Source organism: Apilactobacillus bombintestini, from assembly GCF_003627035.1.
Lineage (GTDB): Bacteria > Bacillota > Bacilli > Lactobacillales > Lactobacillaceae > Apilactobacillus > Apilactobacillus bombintestini.
Genome location: NZ_CP032626.1, coordinates 911,434 through 938,000 on the forward strand (window position 1 = coordinate 911,434; position 26,567 = coordinate 938,000).

32 protein-coding genes are annotated in these 26,567 nt (G+C 33.2%); 4 read left to right on the forward strand and 28 right to left on the reverse strand.

Features of this window, described 5'->3' with window-relative positions:
• Positions 1 to 57: 57 nt before the first annotated feature.
• Genes D7I45_RS04535 through D7I45_RS04550 form a run of 4 tightly spaced genes read left to right on the forward strand, consistent with a single transcriptional unit; the run spans position 58 to position 2,600 of the window.
• Positions 58 to 537 carry a YueI family protein gene (locus tag D7I45_RS04535; RefSeq protein WP_120784550.1) on the forward strand — a complete coding sequence of 160 codons (480 nt, stop codon included), beginning with the start codon at positions 58 to 60 and terminating at the stop codon, positions 535 to 537.
• A gap of 35 nt (positions 538 to 572) precedes the next feature.
• On the forward strand, positions 573 to 1,823 hold the full coding sequence (locus D7I45_RS04540) for a replication-associated recombination protein A (RefSeq protein ID WP_120784887.1): 1,251 nt from the start codon (positions 573 to 575) through the stop codon (positions 1,821 to 1,823).
• An 11-nt stretch (positions 1,824 to 1,834) separates the two neighbouring features.
• Positions 1,835 to 2,122, forward strand: coding sequence for a hypothetical protein (locus tag D7I45_RS04545; protein WP_120784551.1), 288 nt, complete (start codon positions 1,835 to 1,837; stop codon positions 2,120 to 2,122).
• 16 nt (positions 2,123 to 2,138) lie between these two features.
• Positions 2,139 to 2,600, forward strand: coding sequence for a universal stress protein (locus D7I45_RS04550; protein ID WP_120784552.1), 462 nt, complete (start codon positions 2,139 to 2,141; stop codon positions 2,598 to 2,600).
• Positions 2,601 to 2,644: 44 nt separating this feature from the next.
• Here the strand turns inward: D7I45_RS04550 and D7I45_RS04555 are convergent, their stop codons facing one another.
• From D7I45_RS04555 to prfA, 28 genes are all read right to left on the reverse strand, one after another.
• Positions 2,645 to 3,442, reverse strand: a complete 798-nt coding sequence (locus D7I45_RS04555; RefSeq protein WP_120784553.1) for a helix-turn-helix domain-containing protein — start codon at positions 3,440 to 3,442, stop codon at positions 2,645 to 2,647.
• Positions 3,443 to 3,462: 20 nt separating this feature from the next.
• Complete coding sequence (locus D7I45_RS04560; protein WP_120784554.1) at positions 3,463 to 4,080, reverse strand: DNA-3-methyladenine glycosylase I; 618 nt, start codon at positions 4,078 to 4,080, stop codon at positions 3,463 to 3,465.
• 125 nt (positions 4,081 to 4,205) lie between these two features.
• Complete coding sequence (locus D7I45_RS04565; RefSeq protein ID WP_120784555.1) at positions 4,206 to 5,306, reverse strand: D-alanine--D-alanine ligase family protein; 1,101 nt, start codon at positions 5,304 to 5,306, stop codon at positions 4,206 to 4,208.
• Between the two features lie 73 nt (positions 5,307 to 5,379).
• Positions 5,380 to 6,159 carry a hypothetical protein gene (locus D7I45_RS04570; protein ID WP_120784556.1) on the reverse strand — a complete coding sequence of 260 codons (780 nt, stop codon included), beginning with the start codon at positions 6,157 to 6,159 and terminating at the stop codon, positions 5,380 to 5,382.
• Positions 6,159 to 7,028, reverse strand: a complete 870-nt coding sequence (locus D7I45_RS04575) for an ATP-binding cassette domain-containing protein (RefSeq protein WP_120784557.1) — start codon at positions 7,026 to 7,028, stop codon at positions 6,159 to 6,161. The genes D7I45_RS04570 and D7I45_RS04575 overlap by 1 nt, the downstream gene beginning before the upstream one ends.
• On the reverse strand, positions 7,009 to 7,392 hold the full coding sequence (locus D7I45_RS04580; RefSeq protein ID WP_120784558.1) for a GntR family transcriptional regulator: 384 nt from the start codon (positions 7,390 to 7,392) through the stop codon (positions 7,009 to 7,011). The genes D7I45_RS04575 and D7I45_RS04580 overlap by 20 nt, the downstream gene beginning before the upstream one ends.
• A gap of 171 nt (positions 7,393 to 7,563) precedes the next feature.
• A complete protein-coding gene (locus tag D7I45_RS04585; protein ID WP_120784559.1) occupies positions 7,564 to 8,385 on the reverse strand; it encodes a MetQ/NlpA family ABC transporter substrate-binding protein in 822 nt (273 codons plus the stop codon).
• 12 nt (positions 8,386 to 8,397) lie between these two features.
• The gene (locus tag D7I45_RS04590; RefSeq protein WP_120784888.1) at positions 8,398 to 9,033 is read right to left on the reverse strand and encodes a methionine ABC transporter permease; all 636 of its coding nucleotides are present in this window, start codon (positions 9,031 to 9,033) and stop codon (positions 8,398 to 8,400) included.
• Between the two features lie 49 nt (positions 9,034 to 9,082).
• Entirely contained in the window at positions 9,083 to 10,117 is a 1,035-nt protein-coding gene (locus tag D7I45_RS04595; RefSeq protein WP_120784560.1) for a methionine ABC transporter ATP-binding protein, read from the reverse strand.
• 337 nt (positions 10,118 to 10,454) lie between these two features.
• Positions 10,455 to 11,657 carry an FtsW/RodA/SpoVE family cell cycle protein gene (locus D7I45_RS04600; protein ID WP_120784561.1) on the reverse strand — a complete coding sequence of 401 codons (1,203 nt, stop codon included), beginning with the start codon at positions 11,655 to 11,657 and terminating at the stop codon, positions 10,455 to 10,457.
• A 22-nt stretch (positions 11,658 to 11,679) separates the two neighbouring features.
• Complete coding sequence (locus tag D7I45_RS04605) at positions 11,680 to 11,904, reverse strand: DUF2969 domain-containing protein (protein WP_120784562.1); 225 nt, start codon at positions 11,902 to 11,904, stop codon at positions 11,680 to 11,682.
• Positions 11,905 to 11,948: 44 nt separating this feature from the next.
• Positions 11,949 to 12,224 carry a membrane protein insertion efficiency factor YidD gene (gene yidD / locus D7I45_RS04610; protein WP_120784563.1) on the reverse strand — a complete coding sequence of 92 codons (276 nt, stop codon included), beginning with the start codon at positions 12,222 to 12,224 and terminating at the stop codon, positions 11,949 to 11,951.
• A gap of 29 nt (positions 12,225 to 12,253) precedes the next feature.
• Complete coding sequence (gene mreB / locus D7I45_RS04615; RefSeq protein WP_120784564.1) at positions 12,254 to 13,243, reverse strand: rod shape-determining protein; 990 nt, start codon at positions 13,241 to 13,243, stop codon at positions 12,254 to 12,256.
• A 58-nt stretch (positions 13,244 to 13,301) separates the two neighbouring features.
• The gene (gene murA, locus D7I45_RS04620) at positions 13,302 to 14,609 is read right to left on the reverse strand and encodes a UDP-N-acetylglucosamine 1-carboxyvinyltransferase (RefSeq protein WP_120784565.1); all 1,308 of its coding nucleotides are present in this window, start codon (positions 14,607 to 14,609) and stop codon (positions 13,302 to 13,304) included.
• Between the two features lie 28 nt (positions 14,610 to 14,637).
• The gene (locus D7I45_RS04625) at positions 14,638 to 14,847 is read right to left on the reverse strand and encodes a DUF1146 family protein (RefSeq protein WP_162924096.1); all 210 of its coding nucleotides are present in this window, start codon (positions 14,845 to 14,847) and stop codon (positions 14,638 to 14,640) included.
• 137 nt (positions 14,848 to 14,984) lie between these two features.
• A complete protein-coding gene (locus tag D7I45_RS04630) occupies positions 14,985 to 15,407 on the reverse strand; it encodes a F0F1 ATP synthase subunit epsilon (protein ID WP_120784567.1) in 423 nt (140 codons plus the stop codon).
• Between the two features lie 12 nt (positions 15,408 to 15,419).
• The gene (gene atpD / locus D7I45_RS04635) at positions 15,420 to 16,832 is read right to left on the reverse strand and encodes a F0F1 ATP synthase subunit beta (protein ID WP_120784568.1); all 1,413 of its coding nucleotides are present in this window, start codon (positions 16,830 to 16,832) and stop codon (positions 15,420 to 15,422) included.
• A gap of 23 nt (positions 16,833 to 16,855) precedes the next feature.
• Complete coding sequence (locus D7I45_RS04640; protein WP_120784569.1) at positions 16,856 to 17,758, reverse strand: F0F1 ATP synthase subunit gamma; 903 nt, start codon at positions 17,756 to 17,758, stop codon at positions 16,856 to 16,858.
• A 21-nt stretch (positions 17,759 to 17,779) separates the two neighbouring features.
• Entirely contained in the window at positions 17,780 to 19,309 is a 1,530-nt protein-coding gene (atpA, locus tag D7I45_RS04645; RefSeq protein ID WP_120784570.1) for a F0F1 ATP synthase subunit alpha, read from the reverse strand.
• A gap of 31 nt (positions 19,310 to 19,340) precedes the next feature.
• Positions 19,341 to 19,883, reverse strand: coding sequence for an ATP synthase F1 subunit delta (gene atpH / locus D7I45_RS04650; RefSeq protein ID WP_120784571.1), 543 nt, complete (start codon positions 19,881 to 19,883; stop codon positions 19,341 to 19,343).
• Positions 19,873 to 20,409 (reverse strand): F0F1 ATP synthase subunit B, encoded by a 537-nt coding sequence (gene atpF / locus D7I45_RS04655; RefSeq protein ID WP_120784572.1) that lies wholly within the window; start codon positions 20,407 to 20,409, stop codon positions 19,873 to 19,875. The genes atpH and atpF overlap by 11 nt, the downstream gene beginning before the upstream one ends.
• Before the next feature lie 49 nt (positions 20,410 to 20,458).
• Positions 20,459 to 20,671: a F0F1 ATP synthase subunit C gene (gene atpE / locus D7I45_RS04660; protein WP_120784573.1), complete on the reverse strand. Its 213-nt coding sequence runs from the start codon at positions 20,669 to 20,671 to the stop codon at positions 20,459 to 20,461.
• 26 nt (positions 20,672 to 20,697) lie between these two features.
• A complete protein-coding gene (gene atpB / locus D7I45_RS04665) occupies positions 20,698 to 21,414 on the reverse strand; it encodes a F0F1 ATP synthase subunit A (RefSeq protein ID WP_120784574.1) in 717 nt (238 codons plus the stop codon).
• A 273-nt stretch (positions 21,415 to 21,687) separates the two neighbouring features.
• The gene (upp, locus tag D7I45_RS04670; RefSeq protein ID WP_120784575.1) at positions 21,688 to 22,320 is read right to left on the reverse strand and encodes a uracil phosphoribosyltransferase; all 633 of its coding nucleotides are present in this window, start codon (positions 22,318 to 22,320) and stop codon (positions 21,688 to 21,690) included.
• A 12-nt stretch (positions 22,321 to 22,332) separates the two neighbouring features.
• Positions 22,333 to 23,574, reverse strand: coding sequence for a serine hydroxymethyltransferase (glyA, locus tag D7I45_RS04675; protein WP_120784576.1), 1,242 nt, complete (start codon positions 23,572 to 23,574; stop codon positions 22,333 to 22,335).
• 30 nt (positions 23,575 to 23,604) lie between these two features.
• The gene (locus D7I45_RS04680) at positions 23,605 to 24,624 is read right to left on the reverse strand and encodes an L-threonylcarbamoyladenylate synthase (protein ID WP_120784577.1); all 1,020 of its coding nucleotides are present in this window, start codon (positions 24,622 to 24,624) and stop codon (positions 23,605 to 23,607) included.
• Between the two features lie 15 nt (positions 24,625 to 24,639).
• Complete coding sequence (gene prmC, locus D7I45_RS04685) at positions 24,640 to 25,482, reverse strand: peptide chain release factor N(5)-glutamine methyltransferase (RefSeq protein ID WP_120784578.1); 843 nt, start codon at positions 25,480 to 25,482, stop codon at positions 24,640 to 24,642.
• A complete protein-coding gene (prfA, locus tag D7I45_RS04690) occupies positions 25,475 to 26,557 on the reverse strand; it encodes a peptide chain release factor 1 (RefSeq protein ID WP_120784579.1) in 1,083 nt (360 codons plus the stop codon). Before prfA ends, prmC begins: the two co-directional genes overlap by 8 nt.
• Positions 26,558 to 26,567: the final 10 nt, after the last annotated feature.

Genomic DNA, 26,567 nt, shown 5'->3' on the forward strand with positions numbered 1-26,567 from the left:
TTCTACCCTCTTTTAATTAATGATAAAATAGAATCAAAAAGCAAAAGGAGTTTTATTATGAGTGAAGATGATGTAAGTAGTCGTTTAGAACAATCATCAATGGGAGGTACTCCCAAAATCAATCCTGATGAACAAAGAAAATATTTAGGAACTTTTCGTGAAAGAGTTTCTTTAGCAATACAAATAAAAGATCTTGATAACCCTAATGCTATTCCCGCACTACAAAAGGAATTTTCAGAACATTCAGATTATCAATTAATTATTAACGGTAATTTAGATCATTCTTTAGTAGCACCATTTATTAGATTAGCTTCTCAAGAGAATGTAAAATTTGTTATTAAAACTGATTCATTTTATCGTACTGCCCCAGATAACTACGGAGTGGTTTATGCTAACAAGCAATCTATTAATGTAAATCCTGTTGATTTTAGTGAAAAATATCCTAATAATATTTCAAACCAATCTAATGATAAAGATGAATCAAATAACGATTCCAAGCCTTCTTTTCTAAGTAAGCTTAAAAACATTTTTAAATAAAAGGTGATGATAAATTGCATCCATTAGCGTACCGTATGCGCCCTAAAAAAATTGAAGATGTTGTTGGCCAACAACATTTAGTGGGCCCCGGAAAGATTATAAATCGCATGGTTAAAGCTAAGATATTATCTTCTATGATTTTATATGGCCCTCCTGGCACTGGTAAAACTAGTATTGCTAGTGCCATTGCTGGTTCTACAAAATATGCATTTAGGCAATTAAATGCTGCAACTGACACCAAAAAGGATTTGCAAATTGTAGCTGAGGAAGCTAAGATGTCCGGAACAGTTGTTTTATTACTAGATGAAATACATCGTCTTGATAAAACTAAACAAGATTTCTTACTTCCCCTTCTGGAAAGTGGAAATATCATTTTAATTGGTGCTACCACTGAAAATCCATATATCAATATCAATCCTGCTATTCGTAGTAGAACACAAATTTTTGAAGTCCATCCCCTAACCGAAGAAGACATCAAGAGTGCTATAGACCGTGCTCTACATGATAAGGAAAATGGTTTGGGAAATTTGCCTATCCAATTGGATGAAAACGCAGCGCATTTTCTAGCTACCAGTACTAATGGCGACTTAAGAAGTGCTTTAAATGCATTGGAATTAGCTGCTAATTCCACAGATGCTAGTGAAAATGAACAAATCCACATCCAATTAAAAGATGTTGAAGCTTGTTTACAACGAAAAGCCCTTACTCAAAACAAGAATGGTGATGCACACTACAATGTAGTTTCCGCCTTTCAAAAATCTATTCGAGGATCGGATGTTAATGCTGCTTTACATTATGCTGCTCGATTAATCGAATCTGGAGATTTAAACTCTATTAGTCGTCGCTTAATGGTTATTGCTTACGAAGATGTGGGATTAGCTAATCCGGCTGCTTGTTCAAGGACCGTATCAGCTATCGAAGCTGCCAATAAAGTTGGTTTCCCTGAAGCTAGAATTCCATTAGCAAACGCAATAATTGAGCTTTGCTTGTCACCTAAATCCAATTCTGCCATGACTGCTATAGATGCAGCAATTGCAAAAGTCAGAACTGGTAATTACGGTGATATTCCTAATCATTTAAAGGATAGTCATTATTCAGGAGCTAAAAAACTAGGACATGGCGTTGATTATAAATATGCCCATGACTACCCTAACGACTGGGTTAAACAACAGTATTTACCTGATAAAATCAAAAATGACGTTTATTATCAACCTAAAGTTAATGGCAAATTTGAAACTGCCTTTAAACAACAATATGAAAAGTTGTTAAATGCTCAACGTCACTAATAGGAGAAATTATGTTAATTAAAATATTATTAGCTATAGTAACTTTAGTATTATTTACTATCGGTCGCTATTTGTACACACATTCAAATAAACCATTTATGTTATTGCATCCCGAAGAAAACACTACTCTAAGTAAAACTGTAAAATTCTTTAGTAAAGTATTTATTATTTTAACTGTACTATCATTTATTGCTATATTCTTTAGTAATGTGTTCTTTATTACTACAATAATGGTTTTAAGTTGTATAATGTTGTTGGTGATGGAATTAATTTTAGTTAATTTCATTCCTAAAAAATAAGCTGAGGTGATTGAGTATGTTAAAAGATTACAATCAAATTATGATTCCTGTCGATGGATCAAATAATTCTAAATTAGCATTTAACAAAGCTATTGAGGTTGCAAAACGTAATCATGCTAATTTAAATATCGTTCATGTAATCGACACAAGATCATTCACTAACCTTGCTAATTTTGATTCATCTATGTTAGATGACGTAACTAGTAGAGTTAAGAAAACTTTAGAAGAATATTTACAAAAAGCTAAAGATGCTGGTGTAGAAAACGTAGACTACTCCATTGAATATGGTGCTCCTAAATCAGTTATTGCAAGAGAATTAGTTGACCGCTTTAACACCGACTTGATTATAATCGGTGCCAATGGTCAAAGTGCCGCAGAAAGATTACTAATTGGTTCTGTAGCATCATATGTAACTCGTGTAGCTGCTTGTGATGTTTTAATTGTTAAATCCGATTTGGAAAATAAAGTAGAAAAATAAATAAACTAAATAAAAAAGAGCTGAATCTGAAATTCAGCTCTTTTTTAGAACAATCCATAGTCGGGAGACTTATCAATTGGTTGATGAAGTTTATCAACTGCATCAACTATTTTTTTGTTTTCACTCTTTTTAGCAATCTTTTTTAGGTAACTTAATCTAATATATTTTTGCGTTATGTGATAACACAGTGAATGTAAGTATTCTGCATAATCCAACAATTTATTCTCATAGCAAATATATATTAATCCAGCATAAAGATTATACATAACACTTCTTTCCAGGTATGAATCATCCACATACTGGGCCATTTCAACAAAGGCACTTAAATATTGAGTAGATAATATATATTTTTCAATAGAGAAATATGAAAAAGACAGTAATGCCATAGTAACTAACTGTTCAAACTCACCCTCTTTTTTATTATTCCAAAAATACAATACGGGTTGTAAACAATTAATTGCTTCTACAGAATTATCATTTAAAAAATGTCTAATGCCAGATATATAGTTATGACGAATTTTCATTCGTTGCGTTTCTAAAAACGGTTCAACTTCTGCCAATATATTCCTAACATCGTAATCCATTAAGAACATATCCTCTATAGTTATATTTTTAAATTGATGTAATTTAATATTTTTCTTACTTTTTACTACTTTATCTATATCTAACATTAATAAACTACAAATATTTTTGATCACAACTAAATTTAACTTATGATTATATTCACCATTTTCAATTTGGCAAATAACTGGCTGAGTACATACAGCTTTTCTAGCCAGTTGTTGTTGGGTGAATCCTAGTTCTTTTCTACGATTTCTTATCATAATGCCATCAATAAGCATCGTGAACAAAACCCTCCTAATCAATGTTTTCTTAAGCGAATTCTACTATTAAAATTTTTTATATTAGTTCGACTCATGATTACATCATGTCGAAAACAATTTATATCATGATCATTAATAACGCCAATGTCTTGATAATAAGCATATAAAGTATTTGGCCCCACTCTTTTAAAACCTTTATTTTTAAAGAAATCTACATAAGGAGCAATAAATAACGAAATCTCTTCTTTATTAACTGCTCTTTTATCATTATGTAAATGATCTAATGTTGTGTAGTTAAATGGACGCCAGGTTAATTCATAAAGATCAATATTCTTACATATTTGTGCGTTGTGTATTATGGCCTTTATTTTTTGCTTATTTCGAATTATTTCATTGTTGGATAATAAGTTATTCACATCTAACTCATTAAAATTGCAAACTTTATCCACAGAAAAATCATTAAATGCTTTATAAAGTGCATCCCGCCTTTTTAATATAGTTTTTCGTGATAAACCTGCCATAAAAATATTTAAAGATAACTTTTCAAAAAGCTTCTGTGAATCGGTAATAGGAACTCCCCATTCAACATCATGATAAATTAATAAATTAACATCTTCATTACTCCAGCGACATCGATTAATATTTATCATCTCCATATTTATTATTAAAGTTAATATTTTCCCCTCTACTAATAAATACGAAAGAAATGAAGCTTAGTACACATTTTACATAAATTAATTAAATAAAAAAAGGACTTCAATAAAAGAAATCCTTTTTTATTTTATGATAATGGTTTAAAGTCGTGAATAATATTATTTCTACGATCAAATTCCTTATATGCTAAGTCAATTAAACGATCAATTAACTCAGTATAACTAATACCAGAAGCATTCCATAATTGTGGATATAAACTAATATTAGTAAATCCTGGTAAAGTATTTACTTCACCTAAATATGGTGTACCATCCTTAGATACCAAGAAATCAATTCTTGCCATTCCCTTTAAGCCAAGAGCTTTGTATCCACGAAGTGCCATATCAGTAATTTCATCAGATAATTTTTCTGGAATATTAACTGGAATTTCAAATTGAACTTGACTAGCATCCACAAATTTATTGTCATAAGTATAGAACTTATCACCTTCTGGAACTTTAATAGCTCCCACTTGTGATGCAATAGGATGTTCATTTCCTAAAATAGAAATTTCTAATTCTTCTGGACCATTAATAGATTGTTCAGCTAGAATTTTATAGTCATATCTGAATGCATCAGCTAAACCATCTTCAAATTCCTTTTCATTGGTTACTTTATGAATACCAACTGATGAACCTTGGTTTGCTGGTTTTAAGAAAATGACGTCGCCAAATTCAGCTTGTAACTTCGCATAACTAAAATCATCTTTATTATCTGGAGTAATTAGATGATAGTTAGTGTTTCTAACATTTGCTAAAGTTAGCATCTTTTTAGTGATATCTTTATCAAATCCCATAGCTGATTCTAGAATACCACTACCTACATATGGTTTGTGTAGTAATCTTAATAAACCTTGGATAGTTCCATCTTCACCTAAATTACCATGAACAATTGGGAAGAATACATCAATATTCTTAGTTTTAGATAAATTCTTAATGGGAGCTAATGGATCAGAGAAGTCTAAATCCTTAGATACTTCATCTACCACCTTGTCTTCTGGTTCACCATTAAATACACGATGAGATGCATCATCATCTAAAATAATTCCGTCTTTAGTAATTAAAAATAAGCTTATATCATATTTGTCTTTATCCATAGCATCATAAATATTATGTGCTGAACGTTTTGAAACATCATGTTCGGATGAATCTCCACCAAAGATTAATGCCAAATGTGTTTTCTTAACCATTTTTCATACCGTCCTATCAATAAAACTTTGAAACCTTATTATAACATGTTTTCAAAAAAGTCGTTTGCTTTTTTTATCTTTTAACTTGTTCTAACTTGGTGAATAAATAATTTAACCCTGTAACAATTATTGTAAAAATTATCATAGTAATTATCAAATGAATTGGATTACCAATCAAATCACCTTTTTCTGTAATCCCTAGTAAGAAATATAAGAGTGAAGATATATGCAAATTATTAAAAATTTCTTTTATGGCATTAACAAAAGATTCTTTCGTTAATGATATTTGCCATGAAATATATACAAAAATGAAAATAACATAAAAAATACTTTTACCCACTCGATTAAATAATGATACAAATGTTCCAAAAGTATTCACAATCATCATTAGGAACAATAATACAAAATAATCAGTTATGAACATAAATACTACATCAATAAACGTATTATGGAAAAATCCGAAGTAAGTTTGCATATACATATATATACTAGTTGCTGCATTAAGTTTGATAGCTATGACACTAACCAAAATATTAATAATATTAACCAATAATGCCATTTTAGCCACGAACCAAATCTTTGCTTTCCAAAAGTTAGTTCTAGTAACTCCTATTTGCATAGCAAAAAGGAATCGACTGTAGTTAACACATACACCAATAAAAGCAAAAAAACTTAAAATATATGGGAATAAATATAACGTTAACATATCATTTGTACTTAACATGTTAAATAAAAAGTATACTAAGCCACTAATAAACCCCACTAATAATATTTTATAAAATTGCTCACTATATTGTTGACTTAAATATTTAACTTTTTTACTTTCTATCTTTCTCAACTGTTTATCTGTCATTACTCAACCTCCTCGCTATTCATAATGTATACTAATAATTTTTGTAGTTTCATTTTTTCCACATCTACAGATTCTGGACGAGGATTTTCAGGTAATTCATGCATAAAATGTACTGTTTCATATCTTCCTAAACGATCTTTTTCTAATATATGAATTCCTTGCACGTATGAATCTACATCTTCTGCCGGGCCACTTACACTATATGATTGACTACGTATATCATCTACTGAATTGTTAATCTTTACGCGTCCATCTTTAATAAAGACCACTTCGTTTATAATTTGATCTACTTCTTCAATGATATGAGTAGAGATAATAAAGGTGCGAGGATTTTTACTATATGACGCAATTAATTCGCGATAAAATACTTCCCTATTTCTAGCATCTAATCCTAAGGTAGGTTCATCTAGTAAGATAAATTCACAAGGTACACATAAAGAAATGATAATTTTCACAATAGATTTATATCCAGTGGATAAACTATTAAATGTTTTCTTAATATCCACATTAAATTTATTAATCAATTCCTTTTGAAGGCTTAAATCATAATCTGGATAGATATTACTAATCATCTTAAATAGTTTTTCCAATTTTTCGTGTTTAGGAAACATATCCATTTGATTCATGTAATAAACCTTGTTTATTAATGCTTGATTATTATGAATTTCTTGACCATCTAATAGTATTTCACCACTAGTGGTTTTATTATAATCGGCAATTAAGCTCATTAATGTAGATTTTCCAGCACCATTTTGTCCAAATAATCCGTAAATCTTTTCTCCATCAAAAGTTAGATTAATATCATTTAAGATGTTTTCTTTTGAGCCAATTAATCGTTTGTTTAAATGTTTAATTTCTATCTTGCTCATTATCGTATCCCCTTTTAACTAGAGTTAAGATGTCATCTTCTGACAAATGCAATTTTTTTGATTCATTAATTAAATTTAAAATATAATCATGATAAAAATGTTCTTGTCTATTTTTAATAATTATTTCTTGTGCTCCAGATTTTACAAAGGTACCACGACCACGTCGCTTCTCTAATAAATTATGATCTACTAATTGATTCATCCCTTTTAAAACAGTAGCAGGATTTATTTTAAATTGTTGAGAAATTTCAGTCGTTGAAGGAACTTGACTGCCCTCCTGAAATGCACCAGTAAAAATTGCATCTTCTATTTGTGTAGCTACCTGTATAAAAATAGGTTCTGGACTATTAAAGTCAAATTGCATCTGTGTTCACCACCTATCATTTAGTTAATTACTTATGTAATTAACTATACTTTTATATTTGAAAAATGTCAATAATAATAACCGCTTAATTAACCTATAAAACAGTATTTTCAGCACTTTTTACGCAAAATAAAAAATCAATTTCCTGGGTAAACCAAGAAATTGATTTTTTTAATTTTCAACAGGTAATACAGCACCTTTATAGTGTCGCTTAATCCATTGTTGTGTTGATTTAGATTGTAGAACTTTAACTAGTTCTTTAATATCTTTACGGTTTTGACTACCATTTCTAACAGCCACAATATTATTATATGGTGAATTCTTAGATGCCTTTTGTAAAGCAATGGCTTGTTTGTCAGGTTGTAATCCACCTTGAACTGCATAGTTAGAATTAATGGCTACTGCATCACCTTCACCATTATTAAAGATCAATGGCATAATTTTAGGTTCATAACCAGTTTGGAAAACTAAATGTTTAGGATTATAGGTAATATCACTAAAATTAGATTGGGTAATGTCTACACCCTTCTTGATTTTAATTAATCCTTGTTGTTCAAACAATTGAATAATTCTTCCATAATCTGGTGCGTTACTACTTACTAAAATATGAGCGCCATTTTTCAAGTCAGAAAGCTTTTTAGCTTTTTTAGAGTAAATACCAATAGGTTCCAAATGAACGGCTCCTACGTTAACTAAATGGCCATCATATTCATGATTCCATTGATTTAAGAATGGAACTGTTTGGAAATAGTTAGCATCTAATTGTTTTCCAGCTAATGCACGGTTAGGTAAAACATAATCTTGGAAAGTAACAATATCTAATTTAATACCCTTTTTTCTTAATTCTGGCTCAATATGACGTAATATTTCAGCATGTGGAAGATTGGAAGCTCCAATTCTTATGGTATTCTTTGCTTTATAATTACCAGGACCTAGTAATAATAAAACTACAAACAACACAATTAAGCCACCAAAGGACAATATTTTCTTCATTGTAAATCCTCCTTATAGCGTACGTTTGTCAATTTTCTTTACTAATAGGTCTCCTACAGTTTGTACAATTAAAACAATGATTAGGATAATAACAGTAGCAACAAGAGTAACAGTATTGTTATTGGATTGGAAACCATCTAGATATGCTAAGTATCCTAAACCACCAGAACCGATAGCACCAGCCATAGCAGTGTATGAAATTAATGAAATAGCAGTAACTGTTGCACCAGCGATTAATGCAGGAGTACTTTCTGGTAATAATACCTTAAAGATTACATCCCAATTAGTACCACCCATAGATTTAACTGCTTCAATAACCCCAGTATCCACTTCTCTAAAGTCAGCTTCTACCATTCTTGCATAGAATGGTGCTGCAGAAATAACTAGAGAAGGAATAGCTGCTTTAGGTCCGATAATAGTTCCAACTAAATCCTTAGTAAATGGAAGTAACAATACAATTAAGATAATAAATGGTATTGATCTAAATACGTTTACTAAGAATGAAACAATCCAGTTTACTACTTTCCAAATAATTCCTGATTTATTTCTACTTTCAAATAGTAATAAACCTAAAACAATTCCTAGGACAGCAACGATTATCATAGACAATGCTGTCATCCAAATTGTTTCCCAAGTAGCTTGTCTCATTGCACTCCAGTTAACATTATTAAATTGAAAATATGATTGAATTCCTTGACTAGCCACGGCTGATCACCTCAGTTTCTATATTTAATGCCTTCAAGTAGTCTAATGCTTTGTTTTGATCGTCACTAGTACCCAATAATTGAATAATTAATGAACCAATAGAACCACCTTGAGTTTGATGAATACTTCCTTCAATAATACTTAATTCTAATGAATCAAATTCACGTACCATAGAAGAAACTACTGGTTCTTGTGATTGATTTCCTTTAAATGTTAACTTAACAACCATTCCATTTGGATAATTACGAATCAATTCGTCAACTGTCATGTTAAGTTCATTAGCATTTGGTGTATCATCTTCGTTTACGAAGCGTTTAGTAATTTCTTGTTGTGGGTTTTGGAAGATATCATAAACATCCCCAGTTTCTACAACTTGTCCTTCTTGCATTACTGCCACTTTTTCTGCAACTTTTCTAATTGCGTGCATTTCGTGAGTAATCAATAAGATGGTTAAGTTAAGCTTCTTGTTAATTTCTAATAATAAATCCAAAATTTCATCAGTAGTTTGTGGATCCAAAGCACTAGTAGCTTCATCAGAAATTAAGATTTCAGGATCATTAGCTAATGCTCTAGCAATACCTACACGTTGCTTTTGTCCACCAGATAATTCAGAAGGATAGTCATTTTCACGACCCTTTAAACCAACTAAATCAACTAACTTAGCTGCTTTTTCTTTTCTCTTCTTTTTATCCACACCAGCAATTTCTAAAGGTAGTTCAACATTTTCTTGAATAGTACGTGACCATAGTAAATTAAAGTGTTGGAAAATCATTCCTACCTTTTTTCTTTGTTCACGAAGTGCTTTACTACTTAATTTAGCAATGTCTTTACCATTTATTTCAATAGATCCAGAAGTGGGAGCCTCTAATCCATCCAACATTCTAACTAAAGTACTCTTACCAGCACCTGAATAACCAATAATTCCATATATTTCACCGTCGTTAACCTCTAAATTAACGTCTTTAACGGCAGTTAATATACTTTTATCAAGTTTATATTTCTTATAAACATTCTTAAACTTAATCAACGCTTTCTCCCCGCTTTCTAAAATAAAAAAGCTTTCCGTCATACTGTTTTCACAGTAAAGGACGAAAAGCTTACGTGTTACCACCTTTATTCATCAACACCTCACGATGCTGACCTCATAAGTACATAATATACTCAAGCAATATAATGTTTGCTAGACATTGTTAGCTAATCTTTAAACTCACTAACAGATTTGTACATAAGACCATATTCAATAATTTTCTGCATCCCTTTTTCAGCATATACAGGGCTCTCTTTATTACATACTAATTATTTACTCATCTTATAATCGATTGAAAAAAGTATACAATCAATTTTTTTACATGTCAATTAATATGCTATGAAAAATCTCGACTGGAACTGAACATATATCCATAGTTATGGAATTGCATAGACATTATCAGACCAATTCCAATCATATTTCCAATCAGCGCTGAACCACCTTGACTTACAAATGGTAATGGAATACCAGTCAATGGTAACAATCCGATACTCATTCCAATATTTTCAAAAACATGGAATAAAATCATCATAATAATACCAGTAGAAATGTATGCATAATAAATATTCTTAGTTTCAAAAGTTACTTTAATCATACGATAAATTAAAATGAAATAAATACCGATAAGAACTAATCCACCAATGAAACCAAAATTTTCACCGATAACAGAGAAAATCATATCAGATTCTCTAACCGGTACATACACATGAGAAACGTTGAAACCAGTACCTTTAAATCCACCTGATCCAACAGCTTTAATACTTTGCCACAATTGATAACCAGAACCATTTAAATTTTCTGGATTAGAAGGATCCAACCAATCGTTAACACGATCAAATTGATATGATTCAAATCCTAGTGATTCTAGTATTTTACGTCCGCCATCAGTAATAACTAGAATCAATGCAGTTCCGCCAATTGCAGAAAAAGCTGCGATAGCTGGAACAATAATGCGCCATGTTATTCCAGATACGATGATTAATCCACCTAGAATAGCTATAAATACCAACATAGTACCAAAATCTTTTTCTAGTTTAAGAAGTACACAAATTGGTAATGTCCATAAAATCATTTTACCTAACAAAATAAAATCTGATTTAAATGTATGAATGGCATAATTACGATTATGTTCTACTATTACTCTAGCTATCATTACTACAAAGGCAGGTTTCATTATTTCAGCTGGTTGAAACGTTAAAGGACCAAATTGGAACCAACTTTTAGCACCAGTTTGAGCAAAGTAATATCTACTATATAGCACCATTAACGACGCTAATAGTAGCAATGCTCCCCAATAAATTATAGGTGCAACCTTCCATAGCTGTTCAGAATCAAATTGCATAATAATTATTATGGCAACCGTTCCGATGGTATACCAAACTAATTGTGTAATCATTTGTTTTACAATAGTTCCAGCATAAGAATCATGAGATACGGCAATAAAAATGGAGCCTACCCCTATCAAGGCTAAAAGTACTACACAAATGATAATTGTCCAATCTAAACGAGAATCATTGCTGTCGTTTTCACTATTAAACATTGCAAATCACCTCTATATAATTTTAGCCTTTGTGAAGGTTATATTGACTAATTAGTAATTCAATTCCTTCATCCATGCTTTTAACTTTAAATGTATTATCACCATCAAAAATGGCTTCAAATTTACCATTTTCAGTGGGTCTTACAAAACCAACTTCATTTCTTCCAACAGTTAAAGTTTCGCATTCAACACCGTTAATTTTTTTAGTATCTAATTTTACTTCAATATTCTTTTTTCCTTTTGACATAACTTCCTCCAAAAATAAAAGTAGTCGAATCACATTTTGATCGACTACTTTAAATTTATAGAACGACGATATCTTTCAGACGCCTTCTTATTTCTAAAAATAGTAAAATGATCAGGAACTGGATCATATCCACCTCTTATGAAAGGATGACAACGAAAGATTCTTCCAAGACCCATAATTAGGCCTAAGAAAGCTCCATGTTTCCTGATAGCATCGATCATATAAGTTGAACAAGTAGGATAATAACGACAAGAAGGTGGAAATATCGGTGATATAAGTTTTTTATATCCTACAACCATATATATAAATATTTTTCCCATATTAACACTTCTCACGCTAATTCTTACTTTTATTTTTCTTGCTTATTAATATGTTCTAATAATGCACCAGCACCCTTAGCAACATTGTCTAAAGGACTTTCTGAAATTAATACTGGAACAGTTAATTCCTTAGAAATAGCATGATCAATACCCTTAAGTAAGGCACCACCACCTGTTAACATAATTCCTCTATCAACAATATCAGAAGCTAATTCAGGAGGTACTACTTCTAACACATCCTTGGCAGCATCAACAATTTGCTTAACAGTATCGCTAATTGCTTCTTGTACTTCAGTACTCTTTAGAGTAATTGATCTAGGCATACCACCAATGGCATCTCTACCACGTACTTCCATTTCTTTTCCATCAGTATCTTCCTTATCGGCTGTACCAATGGTAATCTTAATCTTTTCAGCTGTATGTTCACCAATGATTAGGTTATGTTTGTCCTTAATGTATGAAACAATTTCAGTATTCATAACATCACCAGCAACACGAATAGATTTACTTGCTACAATATCACCTAGTGATAGAACAGCGATATCAGATGTTCCACCACCCATATCAATAACCATGTTTCCACGTGGTTGGAAAATATTCATTCCAGCACCAATGGCAGCAACTTTTGGTTCTTCTTCTAAGTAAACCTTTCCACCGCCAGATTTTTCAGCAGCTTGAATAATTGCTTTTCTTTCAATATTTGTAATGTTTGTTGGTGCACAAATCATAGTCTTTGGCTTTGACATGAAACCTTTAACACTTAATTTATTAATAAAGTAAGTTAACATTTTTTCAGTAACATCAAAATCAGAAATTACACCATCTTTAAGTGGTCTAATAGCACGAATGTTACTTGGAGTTCTACCAACCATGCGATATGCTTCAGAGCCTACCGCTAATACTTTATTAGTTTTAACATCAACGGCAACTACTGAAGGTTCATTTAAAACGATTCCTTTACCAGTTACGTAAATCAAAACGTTAGCAGTTCCCAAATCAATGCCGATATCTTTTACCATTTTATTTTTCCTCCTGAACTCATATGTTACATATTATATCATATAGTCTTTAACTGAATTAATTTTGATAAGATTTATTAATAGAAATTTCATCATTATCTTTCATGTTTACTCTCTTTATATTAGCACCTAATTTAGCTAACTTCACATGAAAATCATAATAACCACGATCTAAATATTTTAAGTTTCTAACAGTAGTAATTCCTTTAGCTACTAATCCTGCTAAAACTAATGCGGCCGCTGCTCTTAAATCAGTGGCAGCAACTTCTGCACCACTAAATTTAGTTGGCCCATTTAGAACTACACTTCTTCCATTAATTCTGAATTTAGCATTCATTCTTGCTAATTCATCTAAATGCATGAAACGATTTTCAAAAACAGTTTCTGTTAGCAAGCTACTACCTTCAGATGCCAATTGAAGCACTGTCATTTGTGGTTGCATATCAGTTGGAAAACCAGGATATGGCAATGTTTTAACATCTACTGGTTTCAATTTTTCAGGTCCAATAACAAGAATTCCATTTTCTTCTTGCTTAACTGTAACGCCCATTTCTTTCAATTTAGCGATTAATGGTTCGTTATAAACAGATTCAGCATTTTCTACTAAAACATTTCCCTTGGTTAAAGCAGCAGCCACCATAAAGGTTCCCGCTTCAATACGGTCTTGTAAAACACAATGCTTAGTTCCATGTAAACTAGAAACACCTTTGATTGTAATCTTACTTGTTCCAGCACCGGATACCTTAGCGCCCATTGCATTTAAAATGTTTGCAAGATCAACTATTTCTGGTTCTCTAGCTACATTCTCAATAGTAGTTTCACCTTTAGCTAAAGTGGCAGCCATCATAATGTTTTGTGTAGCTCCTACACTTGGAAAATCCATATAAATATTAGCACCTTTTAAGCCATCATCAGCAAAAGCTTCAACGAATCCATCATGTTGATCAATTCTTGCTCCTAATGCTTCAAATCCTTTTAAGTGAATATCAATGGGACGAGAACCAATAGCACATCCACCAGGTAAAGCAACTTTTGCATGACCTAATCGTGCCAATAATGGTCCCATAACTACAATAGATGCACGCATCTTAGAAACATATTCAAGTGGTGCTTCATAAGATATATCTCTACTTGCGTCTAATGTCATTTTATTTTCATTTGTATTAAATTCCACGTCCATGTTTAAAAAACGCAAAACTGATTCCATAGTATACACATCGGACAATAATGGAACATTACTTAAAATCGTTTCTCCATTATCAGCTAAAATAGCTGATGCCATAATTGGCAAAACAGCATTTTTTGCACCTTCAATGTGGACATTACCGGAAAGCTTTTTGCCTCCCTCAATAATTATCTTATCCACTGGTACCCCTCCAGTAAGTTTATTTTTATTAATGATTTATTGTTAAGTTTATTATCCAAATAAAGAATGAACCGGGAATGTATCCCAAAACAATTGATAACAAAATTATCAATATTCTAAATTGGTTAACATGCATTCTTACATATTTTTCTAAATGAATATCATTTAGACACCAAAAAGCTAGTCCAATAAAGAATAATTGAACTATTAAATCTAAAAAAGAATTTATATTTGACAAAACCATAATATCTCCATTCTTTTATTGCAACTATACCATAAAATTTATAATTTGTCTTTTGAATAATTCGTTCATACGTCATGTACTAAGTACTTTTATGTAAAAAAAGGCCTGCCATACGGCAGACCTTTTAATATCTAATGTTTTGCAACATGGATACGGTTAATAGCTCTCTTCAAAGCAACTTGATTTCTCAAGATTTCTTGATTATCATGCTTTTCTCTAGCTTGTTCCAATGCTTTTTGAGCACGATCACGAGCAGCAGATGCACGATCAACATCAATATCATTTTGCTTTTCAGCACTATCTGCAATAACAGTTAAGTTATTGTTTGAGAATTCAACGAAACCACCATTAACGGCAATTTCATCAACTTCTTCACCGGATTTAACTTTTACTTCGTCAACTTCTAATGAAGCGATTACGGGAACATGATTAGGCATAATTCCTAATTGACCACTTTTAGTTCTAACAATGACTAAACGTGCGTCCTCACGTTCATATACCTTACCATCAGGAGTAACGATACTAACGGTTAATACTGAATTGTTATCAGCCAATTAGAACCCTCCTTAGTTGTTTGCAGATTGCTTCATCTTTTTAGCTTTTTCTACAACGTCTTCAATAGGACCACAGTTTCTGAATGCGTCTTCAGGAAGATCATCGTATTTACCATCTAAGATGGCCTTAAAGCTTTCAACAGTCTTATCAACTGGAACATATTTACCAGGTAAACCAGTAAATTGTTCAGCAACACTAAAGCTTTGTGATAAGAAGAATTGAATACGACGAGCACGACCCACGATAGTCTTTTCTTCGTCAGATAATTCATCCATACCTAAGATAGAAATGATATCTTGTAGTTCGTGATATCTTTGTAATACTTGTTGTACTTCAGTTGCAACCTTGTAATGTTCTTCACCAACAATAGCAGGATCTAGAGCAGTAGAAGTTGATGCTAATGGATCAACGGCTGGGTAGATACCTTGTTGAGTTAATGAACGTTCCAAGTTAGTAGTTGCATCCAAGTGCGCGAAAGTAGTAGCTGGAGCAGGGTCGGTATAGTCATCAGCTGGAACATAAACGGCTTGAATTGAAGTAATAGCACCATTCTTAGTAGAAGTGATACGTTCTTGCAATTGACCCATTTCAGTAGCTAATGTAGGTTGGTAACCTACGGCTGATGGAATACGACCAAGCAATGCGGAAACTTCAGTACCAGCTTGAGTAAATCTAAAGATGTTATCGATGAATAATAGAACATCGGTACCAACTTCATCACGGAAGTATTCCGCAATAGTCAAACCAGTTAAAGCAACACGCATACGTGCACCAGGTGGCTCGTTCATTTGACCATATACCATGGCTGTCTTGTCCAAGACACCTGAACCTTTCATTTCAAAGTACATATCGTTACCTTCACGAGTACGTTCACCAACACCGGTGAATACTGAGATACCGTTATGACCTTGAGCAATATTGTGAATTAATTCTTGAATTAAAACAGTTTTACCAACTCCGGCACCACCAAATAATCCAACTTTACCACCACGAACATATGGTGCTAATAAATCGATAACTTTAATACCGGTTTCAAGGATTTCAGCTGATGGATTTAATTGATCATAAGCTGGAGCTTGTCTGTGAATTGGCCAACGTTCAGCGTCGTCACCAAATTCAGGACCACCATCAATTGGTTCACCAAGAACGTTAAATACACGACCTAATGTGTTTTCACCAACAGGAACTGAAATAGGAGCTTGAGTATTTTCAACTTCCATTCCACGACGTAAACCGTCAGTTCCGTCCATGGCGATTGTTCTTACTACACCGTCTCCAAGTTCAAGAGTAACTTCTGTAACTAAAACGCTACCGTCATCTTTTTTAACTCTAAGTGCAGTATTAATATCAGGTAATTTAGCGTCCGTTGGGAATTCAACGTCAACGACTGGTCCAATAACTTGAATAATCTTACCAGTACTCATTTTCGTTAATTCCTCCCATCATATTAATGCTTCAAAGCTTCTTGACCACCAACAATTTCAGTAATTTCAGTGGTAATAGCAGCTTGTCTTGCACGATTATATTGTAATTCCAATCTGGAAATAAGATCTGATGCATTATCAGATGCAGATTGCATAGCAGTTGAACTGGATGAATGTTCAGCAGTCTTAGCATCTAAAATAGCTCCGAATACTAAACTTTGTGCATATTGTGGTAATACAACCTTCAATACAGCAGATTCATCAGGTTCAATTTCATATTCAGCACTAATTTCTTGTGCCTTTACATCCTTGCTTGAATCTTCTTCAAACGCTTCGCTATCCATAGGAAGCATTTTTTCAGCTCTAAAAGTTGAAGAAATTCTATTTACAAAGTGTGTATAGCAAACATATAACTTATCGAACACACCATCTTCAAACATAGTGTTTGCAGTCTTAACGATTTCTTGAACTTCAGCAAATGTAGGAATATCAGAAACACCACGATATTCATAAGCAACGTTTACATCACGATTCTTATAAAAGTCAGCACCGTTTCCACCTACAGCTAAAATCATGTAATCGTCAGGATTTGGAGTATGAGCTTCAATAAAGTTATTAGTTTCTCTAATTACATTACTATTGTAACTTCCTACCATTCCACGATCAGATGTAATAACTAGATATGCAGTTTTACCAGATTTCTTGGCGCCTGCATTACTTGAGGAATCAATATTGTCTAACAAATGAGACTGAGCTAAATGCATTACAACAGCTTTAACACGAGAAACATATTCCTCATAATTACTGGTATGCTTTTGAATACGGTTTAACTTAGCAGTTGAAACCATTTGCATAGCAGTAGTAATTTGACGTGTATTTCTAGTTGATGCAATACGATGTTTAACATCATTAATAGATTCAGCCATTAGTTCTCACCATCCTTCAAGCTAGTTATTTTCTTCTTCTTCTTGCTTACTTGGTACGAATGATTTAGTAAATTCAGCAACTGCCTTATCTAAATCATCGCCTTCTGGTAACTTACCAGTCTTAACAATTTCGTCTAGTAAGTCACGGTGTGAAGCATCAAAGAAGTTGAATAGTTCAGTTTGATAACGACTAATGTCGTCAACAGCAACCTTATCTAGGTAACCGTGTGTCAAACTGTATAAGATAAGTACTTGTTTTTCAACTGGTAGTGGAGCATGAAGAGGTTGTTTTAATACTTCTTCAGTACGAGCACCACGGTTTAATTTAGCTTGAGTAGCATCATCAAGATCAGAACCAAATTGAGCAAATGCTTGTAGTTCATGATATGAAGCTAAGTCAAGACGTAAAGTACCAGCAACTTGTTTCATTGCTTTAATTTGAGCATCTCCACCAACACGAGATACAGATGTACCGGCATCAATAGCTGGACGAGTTCCTGAATAGAACATGTCAGAATTTAAGAAAATTTGACCGTCAGTAATTGAAATTACGTTGGTTGGAATGTATGCAGAAACATCACCTGCTTGAGTTTCAACAATTGGTAGAGCAGTCATTGAACCGCCACCTAATTTGTCTGATAACTTAGCAGCACGTTCTAGTAGACGTGAGTGGGTGTAGAAGATATCACCAGGATATGCTTCACGACCTGGAGGTCTACGTAGAATAAGTGATAATTCACGGTAAGCGTTAGCTTGTTTTGTTAAATCGTCATATACGATTAAAACATGCTTACCTTGACTCATAAAGTATTCACCAATAGCAGCACCAGCGTATGGAGCAATGTATAGTAATGGAGCTGGTTCAGAAGGACCGGCTGACAATACAATTGTGTAATCCATTGCACCGTACTTTTCTAGTGTTGAAACTTGTGAACGTACAGTTGAGTCTTTTTGTCCAATTGCGACATAGATACAAATCATGTCTTGATCCTTTTGGTTCAAGATAGTATCTACAGCGATTGAAGTCTTACCTGTTTTTCTATCACCGATGATTAATTCACGTTGGCCACGGCCAATTGGAACTAACGCATCAATTGATTTAATACCAGTTTGTAATGGTTCAGAAACACTTTGTCTGTCCATAATTCCTGGAGCCTTTTTTTCAATAGGACGAGATGATTCAGTCTTGATATCACCTTTACCGTCAATAGGTTGTCCTAATGAATTAATAGTTCTACCAATCATGTCTTCCCCTACAGGAACTTCCATGATTTTACCGGTACGTTTAATGGTATCTCCTTCACTAATGTGAGTACAGTCACCTAAAACAACAATACCTACATCGTTACTTTCAAGGTTTTGAGCCATACCATAAATTCCGTTTTCGAACTCAAGTAACTCACCAGACAACGCATTATCTAATCCATGAGCACGAGCAACACCATCACCTACGTAAGTTACAACCCCTGTTTCTTGAACATCAAGGTTATCTTCGTAGCCAGATAATTGTTGCTTGATTAGAGCACTGATTTCTTCAGCATTAATGCTCATAAAAGTTTCACCTCTTTGATAGATATTGTTATTAACTCAATAGAAGTTTCTTAACTTGAGCAATCTTTGTCTTGATACTTCCATCATAAATAACGTTCGATGATTTTAGAACTACACCACCGATTAAACTTTGATCAACTTTGTTATTTAAAATAACTTTGTTTGCCCCTACTCGATCTTTAAAGGTCTTAGTAAGGCTTTCCTTTTGTTCATCTGACAAAGGGACTACAGAAATGGCGTCTGCATGAACAATCTTATTCTTTTCATCATAATCATGTTCAAATTCTTCCACAATCATAGTCAATTCATCAATATTATTTGAACCTAATAATACTTTTAATAAGTTCTTAATACATTCAACTTGGGAATGGTCAATCAAAGGTTTGATTAAACTTTCTTTTTTGTCTTCTGGAAAGCTTACATCAGTTAAAGCTTGGCCTAGTCCTGGATTATCATCAAAAACTTTTTTAATTGATAATAATTCTTCGTAGCCATCTTCAACTTGATTTTGTTCTTCTAGCACTTCAAATAGTGCTTTAGAATAACGTTTTGCGAATGTGATTTTATCTAGCATTTTGCTTCCCCAACCCTTCAATATAAGAATCAATCAATGCCTTTTGATCGTCAGCTTTTAATTCTTTTTGAATGATCTTAGAAGCAATTTCAATAGATAAATTTGCCACATCATTTTTGGTGTTTGACAAAGCATCTTGACGTTCTTGTTCAATGTCTTTTTGAGCAGTAGTCTTCATACTTTGTACATCATTTTTTGCAGATGAAATAATCTTATCACTTTGTACTTGAGCAGATTGTTTAGCATTATTAATAATGTCAGTAGCATCTTCTCTAGACTTAGATAAAGCTTGTTCACGTTGTTTTGCTAAGTCTTCAGCATCTTGACGTGATTTTTCTGCAGAATTAATGTCGTCGGCAATCTTATCAGCACGCTTCTTCATAGTTTCTGATAATGGTTTCCATGCAAAGTGCATGATTAACGCAATCAAAATAATGAATACAAGGGCTGTAAAGATCATATTACCGTAATACAATCCACCACCATCAGTCATAGCGACATTTGGCAATAATGAATGTGAAAGCATCTATTGACACCTCCTTAATTGTGATTGAAGAATTACTTTATCTTTATTATTACTTAGCCATGTATACGAATGATAGAACTAATGAAATAATAGGTAAAGCTTCGACCAAACCAACACCAATAAACATGTTAGTTCTTAATTGACCAGTCATTTCTGGTTGTCTAGCCATTCCTTCGATAAATTTAGAAATAACGATACCATCACCGATACCAGCACCAATAGCGGCACCAGCCATGGCGATACCAGCAGCAATTACACCCATGGTAAATCCTCCTTAAATAATTAAAATTATTCCTCAGGTTGTACCTTTTGAGAAATGTATACAAATGTCAAGGTTACGAATACGAATGCTTGAACACTTCCAATAAACATTGAGAAACCTTCCCATAGCATTGCAACTAATGCACTAGGAATAAAACTCAATATTCCAAACTTAAATGCAAGACTGGAAAGCATGCCAAGAAGTAATTCACCTGCGAAAATATTACCATATAGACGCAATCCAAGAGTTAGAAAGTTTGCTAACTCTTCAAAAACATTCAATGGTAACCATAACTTAAATGGTTTCAAATAAGTACTTGCAAAGTACTTTTTAAAGCCAAGTTTTGAAACTCCTGAAAAGTGAGCCAATGCCAACGTGATAGCAGCCAATGTTAATGTAACGATTGGATCTGACGTTGGACTCTTAACGTAAGAGACCCCATTGTAAGCAACTTGGATGAATAACCCCATTTGATTGGAGATAAAAATAAATAGGAATAAAACAAATGCATAAATTCCGTAAGCATTAGCTTCAGAACCTTCTACAGAAGTTTTCACTATTCCATTGGTAAAATCTACAATCATTTCAAGAAAGTTTTGCTTTCCTGAAGGAATAAGTTGTAATCCTCTTGAACAAATAAATACAAGTAAGAATACAAAAATAGCAGCTACAGTAACTGATACCATATTCCCAATGTTAAAGGTTAATCCAAATAACTTAAATGTGGATACTGGATCATTCACAGATTATCACCCCTTTCACAACCTAAGTACACTATTCATTAATTTGAACACTAATGATAGTTTTTACTCTTAAGATGATGTATTTGTGTTTCAAAATACATTCAAATATTACCACCATTCGGTTTTTATTTCAAAATAAAATAATGTTTTAAACAAAATTATCAATATTTTTCTTTTTTTACTTTACAAATTACTATTTTTGTATAACTGTTTTTAGGAATTTGTTATGAATAAATAAAAAAGGCACTGATACCATTCAATGCCTTTTTTAGTCTACTTAGTGCCAAATAAGCGATCCCCGGCATCTCCTAGTCCTGGAACAATGTAACCGTTTTCCAAATGGTCATCTAACGCTGCCGCGAAAATGTCAAGACCTGGATGTGCTTTTCTTAAATTCTTAACTCCTTCTGGAGCTGCCACTAAACAGACGAATTTGATATTACTTTCATCTACCCCACGTTTTACTAATGCATCAATAGCCATGATAGCTGATCCACCAGTAGCTAACATAGGATCTACGACAAATATTTGACGTTTATTAATATCGTTAGGTAGTTTTACAAAATACTCATGGGGTTCAAAAGTTTTTTCATCCCTATACATTCCGATATGACCTACTTTAGCAGCAGGAATCAAATCTAAGATACCGTCAACCATGCCCATACCGGCACGTAAAATGGGAACTACTGCAACTTTCTTTCCAGATAATTGCTTTGCATGTGCAGTACCTTCAGGAGTTTCTACATCAACATCTTCTAAAGGCATATCTCTAGAAACTTCAAAGGCTAATAAAGTAGCAATTTCATTGACTACTTCTCTAAATTCTCTAGTTCCACAATTTTTATCACGAATTATTGTCAACTTATGTTGAATTAATGGATGATTCATTACTTCAAATTTTCCCATGATAAGCATCTCCTAATCAAAAATTGGATGTGATTGAGTTAATTTTGCAACTTCTTCTTTAATCTCATTTAATACGGACTCATCGTCGTAATTGTTAATTGCTTTTATTATCATTTTTGCAACTTTACGTGAATCTTTTTCACCAAACCCTCTAGATGTGATTGCTGGTGTACCTATTCTCAATCCACTAGTTACAAAGGGACTAAGTTGTTCATTAGGAATAGCTTCCTTATTAGTTGTAATTTTCAATGAATCTAATAATTTTTGTGTTTCTTTTCCGTTTAATGGTGTGTCTGTTAAATCTAATACCATTAAATGATTATCAGTTCCGCCAGATACTACTTTTATATTGTCGCTTTGATTAAATTCATCAGCCATTGCTGCTGCATTCTTAATTACTTGTTCACTATATTCTTTAAAAGATGGTTGTAAATCTTCAAAGAAGCAAGCGGCTTTGGCTGCAATAACATGTTCTAAAGGACCACCTTGTGAACCTGGGAAAAGTGCAGAAGCAATCTTTTTAGCATATTTTTCTTGTGAAAGAATCATTCCTCCACGTGGACCACGTAAAGTTTTGTGAGTAGTAGTAGTTACCACATCAGCTATACCAATTGGACTTGGATGTAATCCAGTAGCTACTAAACCTGCGATATGAGCCATATCAACCATTAAATATGCTCCTACTTCATCAGCAATATCTCTAAAACGATTCCAATCGATAATTCGACTATATGCTGATGCACCAGCAACAATTAATTGAGGCTTAACTTCTTTTGCTATCTCTAAAACATTGTCATAATCTAATCTTTCAGTTTGGGGATCTAATCCATATGAATATGATTTATAGATTTTTCCAGAAAAGTTTACCTTAGCACCGTGAGATAAATGTCCTCCGGCGTTAAGATCCATCCCTAAGATTTTGTCACCAGGCTTTAGAAAAGCTGCATAAACAGCTTGATTAGCTTGTGAGCCAGAATGTGGTTGCACGTTTACATATTCAGCACCAAATAATTTTTTGGCACGTTCAATTGCAAGTGCTTCAGTTTTATCCACAAATTCGCAACCACCATAATATCTTTTATGTGGATAACCTTCAGCATACTTGTTAGTCAATACTGAACCTTGTGCGTCTCTAACCGCATTAGATGCAATATTTTCTGACGCAATTAATTCAATTGTTTCTTCTTGGCGTCTTTTTTCTCCATTAATAGCATCCCATAGTTCTGGGTCTTTTTTTAAATAATCATATTTCATAGGATAAGACTCCCTTTCAATTTAAGAGTTTTAGGCTTTAAAGTGTTTTTGACCTGCTGATTTATTCAAACGGTTCATGTATGCTTCACCAATACCATTAGTTGCAAAGCCTTGTGCAAAAATTGATTTTACAGTGGAGTCATTGTCAAAATATCTTAAACCAGCAAACAATGCGTGACTTGCTGTTAAAACATCATTTCCTAATGAATAAGTTTCAACATTGTCAGGCCAATCGATAGACTTTAATTCATCATCAACAGCCATAACACCTACATTGTGATCTTGTTTTTTGGCCCATTCAGCAGCATCTTTCCAATCATCTGGAGAATCCACTACATAAACTTGAGCATTAGGTGCATAGTGTTTGTACTTCATACCTGGAGCCTTAGGAACTTGGCTATCAGCAACCTTAACTCGTTGGTCTAATACTGGTTTGTTAATAACTTTTTCAATTTGTTCTGCTGAAATGGCACCTGGACGTAAAATAGCTGGTTGATCAGTAGACATATCTAGTACAGTTGATTCAACACCATATTGGCATTCACCATCATCCAAAATACCAGAAATTTTACCATTTAAGTCATGGTATACGTGTTCAGCAATAGTTGGACTTGGCTTTCCTGAAGTATTAGCAGATGGTCCTACAATAGGTACACCTGCTTTTCTAATTAATGATAATGTAACTTGGTTATTAGGATTTCTAAATGCAGCAGTATCCAATCCACCAGTCACTGTCTTAGATAAGACATTTGGCTTCAAATTAAAAATAATAGTCAAAGGACCAGGCCAAAAAGTATCCAATAACTTTTGTGCTTCTGCAGATAATGGTTGTGCATAAGTCTTAACCATTTCTGGGCCATCAACGTGAACAATCAAAGGATTATCACTAGGTCTTCCCTTAGCAGCATAAACTTGTTTAACTGCTGATTCATTAGTAGCGTCAGCTCCTAATCCGTAAACTGTTTCTGTTGGAAATGAAACTAATTTTCCGTCCACAATATCCTGGGCAGCAGCATCAATTTCGTTTGCTTTATATATTTTTGTTTCCATAAAAAACAACTCCCCCTAATAGTTAACTTTAATCATTCTCGGATTGCCAAAGAAATCATTTCTAGAAATGACCTCAGCTTCAGGTAACAATTCAGAGAAAATTTTTTCAACATCGTGACTTTGTTTAAATCCAATTTCTAAGTACAAAGCACCATGTCTTTCCCCTGCTCTCATTCTAATATATTTGGCAATTTTTTGATACATCATTAAGCCATTATTTTTAGCAAATAATGCTTGTTTAGGTTCATATTTTAAAACGCTCTCATCCATGTACTTAATTTCATCATCAGCCACGTAAGGTGGATTGCTGATAATAACATCAAAATCATCATTGACGTTCTCAAATAAATCACTTAATACAAATTTAACATCAGTTTTATTAGCATCATTGTTTATTTTAGCCACTTCTAATGCATCAGAAGAAATATCTGAAGCTGTAATGTTCCAATTGGGCTTTTCCTTTTTCAAAGAAACGGCAATAGCACCGCTCCCAGTTCCTAAATCTAAGACTTTCAAGTTATCCACATGTGCATAATCTTTTAAAAGCCATTCCACTAACTCTTCAGTTTCAGGTCTAGGAATTAATACCCTTGAATCAACCTTAAATCGATTACCATAAAAATAAGTTTCCCCTACTATATATTGAGCAGGTTGTCCCTGTATGAACTTATCCACAGCATCAAAATATTTACGTTGATCATCATCAGACATTACATCCCTATAATGAAGTAGTAAATGCGTATTATCCCATCCAAATAGCTCCGTCATAAAGAACTTTGCCATGTTAGAATCTAAATTTTTTTCCTGTATAAACAAAGAAGCCCTTTTCTGGGCTTCGAAAAATGTTATTTTATTCATTCTTTAAGTTCTCCAACTTTTTAGCTTGATCAGAGACAATTAAAGCATCGATGATTTCTTCTAAATCACCATTCATAACCTTGTCTAACTTGTTAATAGTTAGTCCAATACGGTGATCGGTAACACGATTTTGTGGATAATTATATGTTCTAATACGTTCAGAACGGTCTCCTGTACCAACAGCTGATTTTCTTTCAGCATCATATTTATCTTCTTCTTGTTGTTGATAGTAATCATATACACGAGACTTCAAAACTTGCATAGCCTTAGCACGGTTTTGTTGTTGTGAACGTTCATCTTGCATAGCTACAACGATACCAGTTGGCAAGTGGGTCATACGAACAGCTGAAGATGTCTTGTTAACGTGTTGTCCACCGGCACCAGAAGCACGGTAAACATCTGTTTTAATATCTTTAGGATCAATATCAATATCAACATCTTCTGCTTCAGGCATTACACCAACAGTGGCTGTGGAAGTATGAATACGTCCGGCAGATTCAGTAGAAGGAACACGTTGTACACGGTGAGCACCGTTTTCAAACTTAAGTTTGGAATATACGTTTTCACCTTGAATCATAATAGCGATTTCTTTGAAACCACCTACTTCAGTATCACTTTCATCAATGATAGATGTCTTCCAACCTTGGCTTTCTGCATAGCGAATGTACATATCATATAAATCAGCAGCAAATAAACTACCTTCATCACCACCAGCAGCACCGTGGATTTCCATAATGATGTTTTTATCATCATTAGGGTCTTTAGGTATAAGCATGATTTTAATGTCTTCTTCTAACTTAGCTTTTTGATCTTCTAAATCAGAAATTTCATCTTTAACCATTTCATTCATATCATCGTCTAACTTTTCAGTTAGCATTGATTTGTCTTCGTCTAGTTGTGATACAACACTCTTGTACTTGTTGTAAGCTTCTACAACATCACGTAAACTTCCTTCTTCTTTAGAAAGTTTCATAAAGCGTTGAGTATCTGCAATAACTGCAGGGTCACTAATTAATTCGTTAAGTTCGTCGTATCTATCTACAACGGATTGTAATTTTTCAAAAATTTCGTCCATTATTTAACTC

Bases quoted from the DNA above. Each gene is read 5' to 3' on its own strand.
- D7I45_RS04545 (WP_120784551.1), top strand. From the start codon at position 1,835: ATGTTAATTAAAATATTATTAGCTATAGTAACTTTAGTATTATTTACT.
- D7I45_RS04535 (WP_120784550.1), top strand. From the start codon at position 58: ATGAGTGAAGATGATGTAAGTAGTCGTTTAGAACAATCATCAATGGGA.
- atpD (WP_120784568.1), bottom strand. From the start codon at position 16,832: ATGAGTACTGGTAAGATTATTCAAGTTATTGGACCAGTCGTTGACGTT.
- upp (WP_120784575.1), bottom strand. From the start codon at position 22,320: ATGGGAAAATTTGAAGTAATGAATCATCCATTAATTCAACATAAGTTG.
- atpF (WP_120784572.1), bottom strand. From the start codon at position 20,409: ATGCTTTCACATTCATTATTGCCAAATGTCGCTATGACTGATGGTGGT.
- D7I45_RS04560 (WP_120784554.1), bottom strand. From the start codon at position 4,080: ATGGAGATGATAAATATTAATCGATGTCGCTGGAGTAATGAAGATGTT.
- D7I45_RS04680 (WP_120784577.1), bottom strand. From the start codon at position 24,624: ATGGAAACAAAAATATATAAAGCAAACGAAATTGATGCTGCTGCCCAG.
- yidD (WP_120784563.1), bottom strand. From the start codon at position 12,224: ATGGGAAAAATATTTATATATATGGTTGTAGGATATAAAAAACTTATA.
- D7I45_RS04605 (WP_120784562.1), bottom strand. From the start codon at position 11,904: ATGTCAAAAGGAAAAAAGAATATTGAAGTAAAATTAGATACTAAAAAA.
- D7I45_RS04600 (WP_120784561.1), bottom strand. From the start codon at position 11,657: ATGTTTAATAGTGAAAACGACAGCAATGATTCTCGTTTAGATTGGACA.
- D7I45_RS04575 (WP_120784557.1), bottom strand. From the start codon at position 7,028: ATGAGCAAGATAGAAATTAAACATTTAAACAAACGATTAATTGGCTCA.
- glyA (WP_120784576.1), bottom strand. From the start codon at position 23,574: ATGAAATATGATTATTTAAAAAAAGACCCAGAACTATGGGATGCTATT.
- mreB (WP_120784564.1), bottom strand. From the start codon at position 13,243: ATGGTAAAAGATATCGGCATTGATTTGGGAACTGCTAACGTTTTGATT.
- prmC (WP_120784578.1), bottom strand. From the start codon at position 25,482: ATGAATAAAATAACATTTTTCGAAGCCCAGAAAAGGGCTTCTTTGTTT.
- atpH (WP_120784571.1), bottom strand. From the start codon at position 19,883: ATGCTAGATAAAATCACATTCGCAAAACGTTATTCTAAAGCACTATTT.
- D7I45_RS04590 (WP_120784888.1), bottom strand. From the start codon at position 9,033: ATGAGACAAGCTACTTGGGAAACAATTTGGATGACAGCATTGTCTATG.
- D7I45_RS04565 (WP_120784555.1), bottom strand. From the start codon at position 5,306: ATGGTTAAGAAAACACATTTGGCATTAATCTTTGGTGGAGATTCATCC.
- D7I45_RS04570 (WP_120784556.1), bottom strand. From the start codon at position 6,159: ATGACAGATAAACAGTTGAGAAAGATAGAAAGTAAAAAAGTTAAATAT.
- D7I45_RS04555 (WP_120784553.1), bottom strand. From the start codon at position 3,442: ATGCTTATTGATGGCATTATGATAAGAAATCGTAGAAAAGAACTAGGA.
- D7I45_RS04550 (WP_120784552.1), top strand. From the start codon at position 2,139: ATGTTAAAAGATTACAATCAAATTATGATTCCTGTCGATGGATCAAAT.
- D7I45_RS04585 (WP_120784559.1), bottom strand. From the start codon at position 8,385: ATGAAGAAAATATTGTCCTTTGGTGGCTTAATTGTGTTGTTTGTAGTT.
- D7I45_RS04540 (WP_120784887.1), top strand. From the start codon at position 573: ATGCGCCCTAAAAAAATTGAAGATGTTGTTGGCCAACAACATTTAGTG.
- D7I45_RS04640 (WP_120784569.1), bottom strand. From the start codon at position 17,758: ATGGCTGAATCTATTAATGATGTTAAACATCGTATTGCATCAACTAGA.
- prfA (WP_120784579.1), bottom strand. From the start codon at position 26,557: ATGGACGAAATTTTTGAAAAATTACAATCCGTTGTAGATAGATACGAC.
- D7I45_RS04580 (WP_120784558.1), bottom strand. From the start codon at position 7,392: ATGCAATTTGACTTTAATAGTCCAGAACCTATTTTTATACAGGTAGCT.
- atpA (WP_120784570.1), bottom strand. From the start codon at position 19,309: ATGAGCATTAATGCTGAAGAAATCAGTGCTCTAATCAAGCAACAATTA.
- atpE (WP_120784573.1), bottom strand. From the start codon at position 20,671: ATGGGTGTAATTGCTGCTGGTATCGCCATGGCTGGTGCCGCTATTGGT.